This is a genomic window from Photobacterium sp. GJ3 (assembly GCF_018199995.1).
Taxonomy (GTDB): domain Bacteria; phylum Pseudomonadota; class Gammaproteobacteria; order Enterobacterales; family Vibrionaceae; genus Photobacterium.
The window spans coordinates 1,058,296-1,072,166 of the sequence record NZ_CP073578.1; the positions used below are offsets into that span (position 1 = coordinate 1,058,296).

At 43.0% G+C, this 13,871-nt stretch carries 5 protein-coding genes, 2 tRNA genes and 2 other RNA genes; 8 read left to right on the plus strand and 1 reads right to left on the minus strand.

Annotated features, from left to right (window positions below; all coding sequences use genetic code 11):
- Positions 1 to 38: 38 nt before the first annotated feature.
- Positions 39 to 3,356, minus strand: coding sequence for a miniconductance mechanosensitive channel MscM (gene mscM, locus KDD30_RS04795; RefSeq protein ID WP_211647640.1), 3,318 nt, complete (start codon positions 3,354 to 3,356; stop codon positions 39 to 41).
- A 199-nt stretch (positions 3,357 to 3,555) separates the two neighbouring features.
- Between mscM and KDD30_RS04800 the strand changes: the two genes are divergently transcribed.
- From KDD30_RS04800 to KDD30_RS04835, 8 genes are all read left to right on the plus strand, one after another.
- Positions 3,556 to 3,643 (plus strand) — tRNA-Ser (locus tag KDD30_RS04800).
- Between the two features lie 6 nt (positions 3,644 to 3,649).
- A tRNA-Ser gene (locus KDD30_RS04805) sits at positions 3,650 to 3,740 on the plus strand.
- Between the two features lie 47 nt (positions 3,741 to 3,787).
- Positions 3,788 to 3,916, plus strand: a non-coding RNA gene (locus KDD30_RS04810) — RtT sRNA.
- A 47-nt stretch (positions 3,917 to 3,963) separates the two neighbouring features.
- Positions 3,964 to 4,092, plus strand: a non-coding RNA gene (locus KDD30_RS04815) — RtT sRNA.
- Between the two features lie 894 nt (positions 4,093 to 4,986).
- Complete coding sequence (locus KDD30_RS04820; RefSeq protein WP_211647641.1) at positions 4,987 to 6,186, plus strand: multidrug effflux MFS transporter; 1,200 nt, start codon at positions 4,987 to 4,989, stop codon at positions 6,184 to 6,186.
- A gap of 157 nt (positions 6,187 to 6,343) precedes the next feature.
- The gene (locus KDD30_RS04825; RefSeq protein WP_211647642.1) at positions 6,344 to 7,318 is read left to right on the plus strand and encodes a diiron oxygenase; all 975 of its coding nucleotides are present in this window, start codon (positions 6,344 to 6,346) and stop codon (positions 7,316 to 7,318) included.
- Positions 7,319 to 7,330: 12 nt separating this feature from the next.
- The gene (locus KDD30_RS04830; protein ID WP_211647643.1) at positions 7,331 to 8,242 is read left to right on the plus strand and encodes a cyclopropane-fatty-acyl-phospholipid synthase family protein; all 912 of its coding nucleotides are present in this window, start codon (positions 7,331 to 7,333) and stop codon (positions 8,240 to 8,242) included.
- An 11-nt stretch (positions 8,243 to 8,253) separates the two neighbouring features.
- Positions 8,254 to 13,620 (plus strand): non-ribosomal peptide synthetase, encoded by a 5,367-nt coding sequence (locus KDD30_RS04835; protein WP_211647644.1) that lies wholly within the window; start codon positions 8,254 to 8,256, stop codon positions 13,618 to 13,620.
- Positions 13,621 to 13,871: the final 251 nt, after the last annotated feature.

Sequence of the window (13,871 nt, forward strand, 5' to 3'; positions counted from 1 at the left end):
ACTGACTGGCTGCTTTTTGTTTTTCATCTCCCAACGGCTTAGCGACTCAACGGATGCCGTTGTTGCTTTTTGATGGCGACCTCGAGTTGCGGATGAGCAATTGAAATATCATGACGCAGGAATTTGCGTTTGATTCGGCTGTGCAGATCGTGTGTCAGGCTGAGCCGGTGCCCCGTTTCTGCAGCGTAGGCGCGTACTTCAAAGTTCTGTGCATCGGCGGTGATACTGAGGAAGAAAACCTCGGGCGCCGGGTTGTCCAGAACCAGCTCACATTCTTCTGCGGCATCAAACAGCAGTTGGGTGACCAGATCTGTGTCGGCGAGGTATTTGACACTGATGGAAATAGTGACCCGGGTGATTGAATCAGACAGTGACCAGTTGACGAACTGTTCTGTGACAAAGGCTTTGTTCGGCACAATTACTTCTTTTCTGTCCCAGTCGACAATCGTCGTGGCACGCGTGTTGATTTTGGCAACAACGCCGGTCAGATCGCGAATGGTCACCGTATCCCCGATACGAATGGGTTTCTCGAAGAGAATAATCAGGCCGGAAATGAAATTGGCAAAAATTTCCTGCAAACCAAATCCAAGACCCACACCCAAGGCCGCAATCAGCCACTGCATTTTCGACCAGTCAAATCCAATCAAAGCCGAGCCGATGATGATGCCAAAGAAAATGGCCAGATAACGGGTCAGCGAGGTAATCGCGTAGCCTGTCCCCGGACTCAGACTGATATGCTGCAATACCAACAACTCCATGGCACCCGGCAGATCTCGCGCCAGAATGGCGGTTAACCATAAGGCCAGCAATGCCAGCAGCACACTTTTCAGGGTGATATGACTGAGTTGCTCAATGCCATCAATGTTCGCATTGACATCCCATAAGGTAATATCCTCCAGAAAGCTGGTGGCCTGATATAAGTCTGAAGAGAGCAGGGCCAGCAGCGAAAGAAAGATCAGCAATAACAGGGATCGCAGCAGGCGCAGAGATTGCGCACTGATGATATCCAGATCGACTTCGGGTTCTTCGATGTCAATGTGCAGCTCATGACTGGCAGGCTCTTCTTTTTCTTCCAGTAATTCTGCTTTCCGCTGTGCCAGAATTTCCTGCCGTTTGGCTTTCGCCCGTTCAAAGGCGAGCCGCCGCCGCTGAATCAGCATTAATCGTTTGATCAGGTAATAGATCAGGAGCGTAAATACGCCAAGGACGGCTGCATATTCAAGTTTGGACATCAGCTTCTGAGCCGAACCGAGGTAACCCTGGAGCGCAAAATAGTTCAGCACTTGTGGCAGCAAAATCAGCAGCCACCAGAAGAGATGATGACCAATGTGCAACTGGCCTTGCGGCAAATCGCGATAGGTCATGGGAATCCGTTCATTGGCCATGCGCCAGAGAAAGAAACTGACGGCAAGGTTACTGATCAGAAATGCTAAACGACCCAGAGTCGCATTGACTTCGGAGTCATTGTAATCAATGGCGAAATTCTGAATGACCATCATCGGCAAGTACAGCCAGATCAGTCGCCGGTAATGACCAAAACACCGGGCCACCAGCGAAGGCTGCCAGTCGAAATGTTTAATGAGCAGACCATCCGGGCGGACCAGTTCACGCATAAAGCAGAACATAACCAGCGGCCAGGGCAGGGCTAGCGCCTGGCCAAGATGATGAATAAAGGGGAGTTGCCATAATGCAGTCAGCAACGCACCCACGACTGCAACAGTCAGAGGAACCGGCCATGCAAACAGCCCTGAGATAACCACGTTGATAGTGCTGAAACTGAATCTGTCTCGGGTGACTTTGCCGATCGATTGGCTGGTTTCACTCAGATATTTTTTCCAGCGTTTCCGGCACCAGCTTAAAGCCAGAATCAGCAGGCTGATAATGATCAGACAGAACCCAAGCAGGATTGGATCGGCAACAAAAGGAACTTTCAGCAGTCCGACCCAATGGGACGGCGAGAAAAACCATTGCAGTTTTTCCAATGTGTTTTCAACTAGTTTCAGGCTGAAGGCATTGGTATCCGGTGCCCAGAACAAAAGCCGGGCTGCATTATTTTTGAGCTGTTCCAGAGAGGTATTGAGTTTATCGAAAGCGACTTTTAACGTCGCCTGCTGATAAATCAGAATGTCGCTGCTATCAATCAGCTTTTCAAGCAGGGAGAGGTTGTTTTCAATCAGTTCTCCCTGCTGCGTTTTCTGCTCATCAGAGAGGTTCTTTGTCGGGGGAGAATCGGCAATATCCGAGAGATCTTCATATCGCTGCTGGTATTCGTATTTCCGAACCTGATTTTGAGCAATCTGATTGTCCAGTCCGCCCATGTTTGGCGGGCTGGGCAGCCGGCTCAGGCGGGTTCGCATGTTTTCACTGAAAGCCGGGCTGAGCGAAAGCCATTCAGCCATGTTGCTCAGATCTTCGGAGGTTTTGGCGACCTGCTCTAACTGATGATCCGTTGTTTCCTGTTGCTCCTGGACTTGATCGAGCTGGTCTGAAAGCGATGAAAGCACATTGGCATATCGTCGGTTCTCTTCGCTTAGTTGCTTCAGTTCCGGGGGTAAGTCTTCCAGTTCCTGAACCAGTGCATCCGTATCTTGTGCGGTTTGCTCGGCTTCTGTTCTGAGCAGCCGGTTCAGCATCAGCTGGAGATTATTCCGGTAAGCCTGCCGGGCTTCAATCTCGGCATTCACCAACTGAAGCTTTTGTTTGGTTAAGGTTCGGCGGTTATCTGCAGCAAGCAGTTCCGTTTCCAGCGCTGAAAGCTGATTATTGTAGAAAGCAAATTCAATGTTGTGGACCAGAAGCAGTTGCGTATCCCGGTCCCGTTCGGCTTGTTTCTGAGCTTTTTCAGCATCACCAATCTGCTGGTGAAGTTGTTCGGCTCGCTTTGGAAACGCGTCGATGTCGCGTTCAATATCTTCCAGTTCGTTGCGAAAGTTATGACGGCGCAGTTCCAGTTGTTCGAGCTTGTTGTCTTGATCTGCAATTTCAAGCGTCAGCTGATCTTGCCCCCATTGACTGAAATCGGGAAAAGTCGATGCATTAAAATCTTTGAGTTGCGCTTTCAGAGATTGCGTTTCTTCGCCGAAGTTATCCAGCAACTGGCGGCTCTCTTCAACCTGTTTCTGATAACTTTTGGCTTTTTCTAATTGATCCTGCGCCTGCAGCAGGCGTTCCAGCAACTTTTCATTCTCTGAAGTCGATTCCTGACTCTCTGTCAGTTCGATTTGTTTGTCCAGCGCTTGGCTGTACTGTACCAGTGGATCGCTGACCGGGGTGTCGGCTGCCTCTTCGCTTGCAACCGCAGAGCAGAGCGAGAAAAGTAACAGCAAAATAGAGAACGGTTCTAATAATTTGCGCATACTGAAACGACATGAAAGTAAAAGCGATATCTTACAAGTGTAGAAATATCCCCGTGTCAGGCCTAAGAAAAAAGCGATTTGATCTTTTCATCATCGTTTAAGCCAAGAAAGTGCAACTTCTTCAGAAAATTCCTTGACCCTCAAGGCTCCAGCCAGTACATTAGCCGCCGTTGCCGAGACAGAGCGCAACAAACAATTTGGTGAGGTGTCCGAGTGGCTGAAGGAGCACGCCTGGAAAGTGTGTATACGGCAACGTATCGAGGGTTCGAATCCCTCCCTCACCGCCACATTTCGGAGAGATGGCTGAGTGGTTGAAAGCACCGGTCTTGAAAACCGGCATACGTTAATAGCGTATCTAGGGTTCAAATCCCTATCTCTCCGCCACATTTTAAGAAACCGCTGAAGTCTCGGCGGTTTTTTTTCATCTGAACTTTGGCAAAATCGAGATAGGGTGCAGAACCCTAGCGTGGGTTCAGCCGAGCGGAGCGAGACCACGTTGCCTTCAGGCAACGCCCGTAGGGGCGCGAGCTTGCGAGCGATAAATCCCTATCTCTCCGCCACATTTTAAGAAACCGCTGAAGTCTCGGCGGTTTTTTTTCATCTGAACTTTGGCACAATCGAGATAGGGTGCAGAACCCTAGCGTGGGTTCAGCCGAGCGGAGCGAGACCACGTTGCCTTCAGGCAACGCCCGTAGGGGCGCGAGCTTGCGAGCGATAAATCCCTATCTCTCCGCCACATTTTAAGAAACCGCTGAACTCTCAGCGGTTTTTTTTCGTCTGGATTTTCGTAAGAACTTTGGCACAATCGAGATAGGGTGCGGAACCCTAGTGTGGGTTCAGCCGAGCGGAGCGAGACCACGTTGCCTTTAGGCGTACGAGCTTGCGAGCGGTAGGTCCTCCTCAATCGTCACCTGGCTCCATCATATTTATAAGTATCGGCTAAGCCCTAATGCTGAACAGTTCACTGATCCTTTGAGTGAGTCAGAATCAGCATTCATTCACTGATTTCCGATTTTTATGTCTGTTAACTCTTGCCTGGGTGATTCCGTCGAAGAGTCATCTGTCGATGTTTCTCAACTCACGACTTCGCTGAACACATCCCTTCAGAATGTGTAACCACTGTTGCATCCCTGCCATGTTGACATTGTTGGATTAAGGTTTTTATGGCCCAGATTTTTTCGTGAGAGCCCTGGTTTCATCTCTGTTATCGATGCTGGCAGGAGGCGACATAGCATACGCTCTTCTACAGTTATCTTGCTGATTTTAAATAAAAACACCCATGAAATGCTAATTTTTGGAAGCACTATTTAACATTGTGATCACAATAAATCAACTGCTTAGATCTTTTACTAACAATTTATACTAAAAAAACATTAAATAGATCGCATGATTAAAATAGTGGCAGTGCTATCAGTTGCATCTTTGTGTTTTATGTTTAACCTGTCATCAACTCAGCCATTTCATTGAATGAAAGTGATATCAACGGTTGAACTTTGGGTGAAGAAAACGCGCAACCAGCTGTTACGATTGGTTTTCTGGCCTCGTTGATGCTGGACGTGTTGTTCATAAACCCTTTGGAGCTACAGGCGACAGTACGCATTTTTTAATCGGTACACCTTTGGGGTTAGGTATGAGTAAAGCGTCAGGTAAAATGGATATCGTTCCATTTCTTTTATTGCTGTCATTATTGGCAGGTTGTATAGAAATAGATATGTCAATTCCGAGCTTTCCGGATATAGCTAAAGAATTCAACGCAGAAATTGGTTTAATACAGTTAACCATTGCGTTGAATTTTGTCGGGTTTGTGGTAGGTGCATTGATTTACGGGCCACTTTCTGAGAGCTACGGGCGCAGAAAAGTGATTCTGTTTGGTTCAATGATGATGCTATTGGGCGCGATTGGGTGTGTTTTTTCGACAAGCATTGAATTTCTGCTTTTCTCAAGGCTTATTCAGGGGATTGGTGCTTGTGCTCCAGTTGTCGTTGTTTTTGCAATTATTTCGGATAAATACGAAGGCGCAAAAATGTATGGCCTGTTTGGCCTTGTGAATGCATTTATGTCGATTGTGATGTCTTTAGCGCCGTTGGCTGGGGGCTGGGTTAACTATCACTTAGGTTGGCGAGGAAATTATGCTGTTGTTGCGATCATCACATTGATCTCATTCATCGCGTTAATGCTGTTTTTACCAGAGACGAAAAAAGATAAAGTCACTGTTAACTTGAAATTCTTAACCGACAGTTATCGTAAACTCGTCACAAGTTCAACTTTCTTGACTGCCTCTCTTGTTCCTTCTTTGCTGTTTTCAGCCTATATGGTATTTATTGCATCCTCAGCATTTTTGTATCGAGAAACGTTTGAGCTTTCATTATTTCAGTTTGTGATTCATTTCTTCATTGTTGTGGCATCATTTTCTGTCACCAGTTTACTTTCCACTAGGGTAACGACTTTGATTGGCGGTGCAGACAAAGCTGAGAAAGTCGGTATATTCATGGTGATCGCCAGCCTCTGTTTGCTTGTTATCTTTGGGGATGACGCAATACTGGTGACAACACTGATGAGTATTTTCTGTATTGGTTTTGCATTGTTGTATCCCATTGTATTTGGTCGTTCAATGAGTGTTTTTCCTGAAATGTTTGGTATTGCATCTGCATTTAATATGAGTTCAAGATCATTGCTTGTCGTTGGATCAACCACATTAAGTAGTTATTTATACACGGGAGATCCTCTAGAGATGGCATATATCATGTTGAGTGTTTCTTCAATTGCATTAGTGTTGACGATTATTTTTTACCTCCGAAAAGATAAGCAAACCTTCGCAGATTCATATTAAGATAAAATACCCGTCATTGAATATTCACTGAATTTTCATTGATGGGTATATTTTTGAACCAAGTAAACAAATATACTTTTAATCAATAGGTCGAACTGTAACCTATGGATAATTATCGCCTGAATTTATATTGATTGTTATCAGAGGAAATGAATTTATGGAAGAGAAGAGAAAAATCTCAATCAATGATAAAGATGCACGAGAAGGGCTATCACCCTTATATATACAGAAGTGGGAGAAACGATCTTCCATCAGAACGCGACCAGAAAAGAAAATTGACTTCACCATTGATGGCCATTTTTTCCCGGAGGATAACCAACCTGTATTACTGGATGAACGATTGAAAAATATCAGTGATGATGAAAAATCTGAACTCTTAATTCGGTCTCTTTTTAAATACTTAAATGATATTGTAACTTTAGAGATTAAGCTGATCAGCTCGGCGTGTAACAAATTAATCTACTCTGATTTACCTGTTTCTTATCCTGAGCAAATTAAAATGAACGCATACACGGTAATCATTGATGAGTATTATCATGTATATGTTGCTCGGGATTTAATGAATCAACTGAAATCCCAGTATCCTTACTTGAAGCAAGATGTTCTGCCTCAATCAGATTCTTATTATTCAGTCACAGAAATCATGAGTCGATTAGATGATGAGAATAAAGAACTATTCGAAATTATTGCAGTCTGTATATTTGAAACAACTTTGGTTAGGGAACTGGTCGAGTTTTTCAATGCAAAGTCTGTCCACCCATCGATCAAAAATTATGTAAATGATCATATGAATGATGAATCAAGACACTATATATTCTTTATGGAGCTCTTGAAATATACCTGGGGAGAGATGTCCGAATCATCGAGAAAAGATATTGGTCGTCATATCGCAGACTTCGTGAAAATGTACTTAAATGTTGAATCTGAGAAATCGTTTAATAAAAGCTACCTCGATAGCATGATTGATGATGAAGAAGAGAATAAGAATGTTATTGATAGAATTTACAAAGGTTTTGAAGTTACTCCTGATGTGCCTATCGTAAAAAATGTTATGCGTGCACTAAAGCGTACAGAATTATTAGATGACAAATATGTTAAGTCTGGTTTCATCAATGCTGGTTGGATTATTTAAAAGGTAAATACAATGACGACAATGGTTTCGCATAAGACAACATCTGAACTATCTCTTTCTGAAGAAACAAAAAATATTATATATGATATTAAAAATAGACTTATAGAAAACCAATCTAGTCTGATTCTTTCTTTAGAAGATACGTTGACTTTAGTTGATGAGTTAGCAACCTTCGATTTAGGCATTTTTCTACTACACAATCGTGGCTTGAATGGGTATTGGACGTCCTATATTTTCACGGAACAGTGTGATTCTGAGGATACACATCCACTGAAATACTGGCTGATGGAAAACTCATTGTTATGTCAGGCACGAGAAAGATTTCTTCGTTTTAAGCACCTCTTGAAAAATGAAATAGATCATGTGGATGCTATTGCCTCTATTCCTTGTGGCGTCATGGATGAGTTATTAGATCAGGACTATCGTGGTCGATCAGATGTGAAATTATTCGGTATTGATCTCGATCCGGAGTCTATAGCGTATGCGAAGAAAAAAGCACATCGCGTTGGATTATCTGATATATGCCGGTTCGATATTAAGGATGCGTGGTCTTTAGATTATTCTGATGAATTTGATGTGATTACAAGCAATGGTTTGAACATGTATGAATCCAACTCAGCACGTCTGATTGAATTATACCGTAACTTCGCGAATGCCCTTAAGCCAGGTGGAATCCTCTATATTAGTTTTCTGACGCCACCACCTGAACCGGGTGATTCTGAATGGCAGAAATATGGTATTCCTCAAGCTGATCTCATGAAAGAGTTTTCAATTTTTGGTGATATTTTACAAGCGACCTATTTGAATTTTGTCAGTGAAGATGAAATCAGAACTCAAATGGAGGATGCTGGTTTGGTGGTCACAGATGTTTACTACAACGAACGTGGCGTTTTACCAATATTGAAGGCAGTGAAGCCAGCGTAAAGGAGAAGGTCATGGGTATATTAAATATTTTAAGCCAAGTCAGTGATGATACAGTAAAGCAGGAGGTTATCCGTTACCTTGCTGATGCAGGGCATCAGGTTCACCTTGTGAGCTCTGAACTCTGTGATAGACCATCCATTGCTGAATACGACCATCATAATATTCGGCTTGTCTCGGCTCGGGATGTGGCGAATTATCAGATTGATTATGAGTTTTGTTATCCCGACGATACTTCATTTTCGGGTGCGAACAAGGTTCGACTTGGGTTAAATTGTTCTGAAGATCAGAATATTATATTTAATGCTATTGTAAGTTGTTCTGAAGTTGAAAGAGTTGTGTCTGTTTCAAATGCTTCAGAGGTTTATAGTAACTACCCAGAGACTTTGAATCTTCTTAAAGAATTGTTTATAGACTGTTTTATTGATTTAGGTCGTTCCGATTCTTTATCTCACTATGAATTATATCAGGGAAGCAATGATGCTCCACTCTGGTACGAAGGGAGTTTTATTAATCAGCAAGGAAAATATGAACTGAATCGGCAGGCAAAGTTACATGATGTGTTTATTACTGATGATGAAGTTAATCCTAAATGCTATGAGTCAATACAATTCAACTATGCTTGGAATAGTACGGAAACAACGTTGTTTCTGCTTTATATACAGTATATTTTAAATGCAAATCAAGAAACATTGTATGGGTTTCATAAGAAGGAAAAAAATAGTGAATTAACTCGGTATATTCTTCTGAAGGGGAATGCGCGTTATTCAGATCTTCTTCCGGAAATTAATGATGGCGATATAAGTAACATATTCATTGATCATCTTTATATACACTCGGATTTTCCTTTACCAAGATTTAGATTTTATGAACACTCTGAATTACCGTTATCTATGGATAGCGGTACCTTTTTTATTCAGATAGAATCCGATGGAATTCGCATGGTTTTCAATCAACATGTACCATTCTTTTCTCTGATTCAGAATTATATTGAAACCTTTCACAGTAGAATTGGCTGTTTTTTGTCAGGTGAATTAAATTGGGAAGAGTTGTGCCGTTTGCCAGAAGATACAGTTGCTTATTACTATCATGCAATGAATCCGGAAAAGCGAGCATACCCACAGAAAACCATCATCGAGTTGTTTCAGGAAAAGGTGACTCATAATCCTGACCGCATCGCATTGATAGCAGGAAAAACTGAACTAACTTATGCCCAGCTTCATTATCTTTCCGATGCTTTGGCTGGTTTCATTGCACATGAATTTAAGGTTCAACCCGGGGAAAGAATCGCAGTTCAAATGCAACGCGATGCCACATTAATCATCAGCTTGTTGGCGATACAAAAGCTACGTTGTGCTTATATTCCTCTTGATGAAAACTCTCCTGAGATTCGAATTCAGGCCATTTTGCAGGACTCTTCACCGGCACTGGTGTTATTGAGTGATGAGATGTCAAAGGCAAGGATACCAAGCCATATTTCAGTTCTGGCGGTAACGAAAGCGCTTGTGCATCGCTTAGAAAACACCAATTATCTATTGTCTCCGAGCCAGCCTAGTATTGATGATCTGGCTTACATTATTTATACCTCTGGGACAACAGGCACGCCAAAAGGTGTTGCTGTTCGACAGCGTAATTTTGTGAATATCGCATCTGACTTTTCGCAAAAAATTGGCTTAACAGAAGATTCCCGGATGCTTGCTTTAACAACACTGGCATTTGATATTTCTACATTAGAACTATTTATGCCTCTGATGTTCGGTGCTGGTGTGGTGTTGGCGGATCAAAAGAAGTTGCTTGATATGAACATACTCAAGCAGTCTTTAGAGAATAATGATGTTTCTCATATGCAAGCGACTCCTTCTTTTTGGCGGCAGGTTGTTTCTGATTTCGAAGGTCAATATCTGGACATCACTGTTCTTTGTGGCGGTGAAGCGGTTCCAATTGACGTTGCGCAAGGATTAGCGAAACTGACCCGTGATGCCTGGAATGTGTACGGGCCAACAGAGACGACAGTCTGGTCTACCGCATATCATCTGACGGCGACAAATCAGCGAGTCTATATTGGAAAACCATTAGCGAATACACAGTGCTATGTACTGAATGACGTCATGCAGCCGGTTGCTCCTGGTGTGATCGGGGAGCTGTACATTGCTGGTGAAGGGGTATCAGCCGGATATTTTAACCAACCGGAGTTGACTTCTGGTGCATTTCTGCCGAACCCATTCATAAAATATGGCGAGAAGCACAGTGACTATATGTATAAAACGGGTGATAAGGTTCGTTATTTACCCTCGGGCGATATCGAATTTATAAGCCGTGGTGATTTCCAGGTGAAGCTGAGAGGCCATCGGATTGAGCTGGGTGACATTGAGTTCGCAATGACGGAATACACGGATGTTCAACAAGCCGTTGTGCAGTTACAAAAAGATAAGGGACAGGACATCGAACCGTATTTGGTGGGATACTATACGGCGGAGTCTCCGATTCCTTCGGACATACTGAAACGATGGCTGGAGAACCGTCTGCCAGAATATATGGTCCCTGTTGATTTTATGTATCTTTCGTCTATTCCACTGAATATGAATGGTAAAATAGACCGAAAAGCTCTCCCTAAAATTCAACTCAGCAACCATGTGTTGTTTATTGCACCAGAAAGCACGAATCAGCGTAAACTATGCGAATTTTTTGCATCTGCTTTAGGTTTGGGAAATAAAAAAATTGGTATCAAGGATGACTTTTTCTCTCTGGGGGGGAACAGTCTTTCCGCGATAAAACTTGTTAATTTAATCAATACTAACTTTGATTGTGATATCAAGATTAAAGATATTTTTGAACAGAAAAATGTCTCATCTATCACGCCATTAGTTGAAGCGGGTAAAGGTGATTTCCTCTATCGGGATTATATTATTGAAGGGACTGATGTTGCCAGTCAATATCATCCGTTCACATTGAATAATGTACAGCAAACGTATTATTTTGGTCGGTTTAAAAACTTTGAGCTCAGTAATGTTTCTACGCATATTTATCATGAATATGTATTTGATTTTCTTGATCACAGTCGATTGGAAAATGCATTCAACCAGCTTATTCAACGTCATCCATCATTAAGAACTGTTTTTGAAAATGATGTTCAACGTTATCTCAATCAAGTGAGCCATTATAAAATCTCTTATCATGAGCTTTCAGATCCGCAAGAGCTTGAAGCAATACGATATGAGTACTCTCATAAGGTATATTCAACCGATACGTATCCATTGTTTGATATATTGCTTACAAAATGGCAGGGTAAATACATCCTTCATGTGAGTTTTGATGCAATTATTATTGATATGAAGAGTTTTGAAATTTTGTTTTCAGAATGGATTTCTCTATATCAAAATCCACACCTCATATTGCCTGAATTGCAGATTAATTACCGTGATTATCATATTCAGTATGAGCGAATCAGAGAAAGCGAACTCTTTGCGCAAGCTGAGCAGTATTGGCAGGAAAAGACACTTGAAATGTCATTCAAAATGAACCTGCCTTTGGTGAGTAACCCAGCAAGTGTGGAAAAGCCTCGCTTTAAGAGAATTTCTAAAACAATTCCGCATTCAATCTGGAATAAGGTAATTGAAAAATGTCAGGTTCATGATATCAGTCCAACGGCATTCATCGCTGAGTTGTTCTGTCGCCTTTTATGCTATTGGTCCGATCAGGATCGAATGACATTGAATTTGACCTTATTTAACCGACTGCCTTTACATGCTCAGGTGGATGATATTATTGGTGATTTTACAGTGCTCAGCTTGTTTGATTATCAACTGCGTTCTGATGTTTCTGCCCGGAGTCAGTTTGAAACCGTACACCAGCGATTACTTGAGGATATAGAGCATAATCTTTTTGATGGTGTTGATGTGCAACGGTTATTAAAAACTCACCATGGATTGCCCTCCAATCAAGTTGTTGCACCCGTTGTGCTAACCAGTGTGATAGGTATGAAAGGTCAGGCAAGTATGTTTGACCTGCCATTAGATGATAGTTATCAAGGCATGCAGTATGCCATTTCTCAGACGTCTCAAGTATGGCTCGACAATAAAGCCTATGAAACCGACGAAGGGTTTGTGGCGGAATGGGATTATGTTGAACAGTTATTTTCACCGCAGACTATTGAGGCGATGCATCAAGGCTATTGCACATTAATCGAGCAGGCCGTCGAACGTGACTGGGATCTGATGGCATTGCCGTCTGTTCGCTTGCCGGATTGGCAAGAAGAGATCATTCTTCATTTGAATAACACGGCTGAAAATTATCCTGCCAGAACACTCGTGGATTTATTTGAGCAGTCACCTGGTTTACTTGAGCCGTCAACCTCTGTTGCTGTAATTGATTCAGAGCTGAATCAGCGGTTTACTTATTCTGAAATTCATCAATGTTATGAGAATGTTGCTGCATCTTTGCTGCGTCGTGGAGTCGTAAAAGGGGATCTGGTTGCAGTTTTATCGGAAAAAGGTCACTGGCATGCCGTTGCCACACTGGGCATCATGAAAGCCGGTGCTGCCTATATACCGTTGCATCCGGACTGGCCGACAGAGCGTTTGAATGAAATCCTGTCACAATCCGGGTGTCATACCGTTGTCGCAACCTATGCGCAACGGACGAGGTTAGATGCTGAGCAATCTGTATTGCATGCATCTGTGCTGGACATCGAGACTCTCGCACAAGAAACGGCATCTCTTGAGCATGTCGCTTGGCCTGATGTTAGACCTGCAGATCTTGCTTATGTCATTTTCACATCCGGCTCTACCGGTCGGCCCAAAGGTGTCGCAATCAGCCACCATGGGGCAGTGAACACAATTGAAGCGGTGAATCGAAGATTTCAGGTGACTGCATCGGATAAGGTTTTTGCCTTGTCTGAGCTGAGTTTTGACTTATCTGTTTACGATATTTTTGGTGTTCTGGGGAGCGGAGGAACCGTTGTTTTTCCTCGTCAGGCGGATAGTAAGAATCCAGATGTCTGGTTGTCATTAATTCATGAACACCAAGTGACGTTATGGAATACAGTGCCGCAGTTGGCCGGATTACTGATTGATGAATATGATTCAAAGCCTGAAATACCGTTGAACATCCGGTTATTTCTTCTGAGCGGGGATTGGATCCCGATGAATCTTCCAGAGCGAATTTCAGCACTATCCCAGAAGGCTGAGGTTATCAGTCTGGGAGGAGCAACCGAAGGTAGCATCTGGTCGATTTGGTATCCAATCACTCAGGTTAATACGAACTGGACGAGCATTCCTTATGGAACTGCAATGCCAAATCAGGCGATGTATGTGCTTGATCATCGGGGTGAACACTGCCCGTTTGGTGTCACAGGGGAAATCTATATCGGGGGGATGGCGTAGCGCTTGAGTATTGGCATGCACCAGCATTAACGAAAGAGCGTTTTCTGAAGCATCCGAGACTTGGAAAAATCTACAAAACCGGCGATTTGGGTCGCTGGTCAGAGAACGGATACATCGAATTCCTTGGCAGAAACGATAACCAGGTGAAGTTAAATGGTTATCGGGTTGAACTTGAAGAGATCGCTGCACATATCAATAAACTTCAGGGCATTTCGCAGGCACTGGTTCAAATTCAGAATCGGGAAGACAAC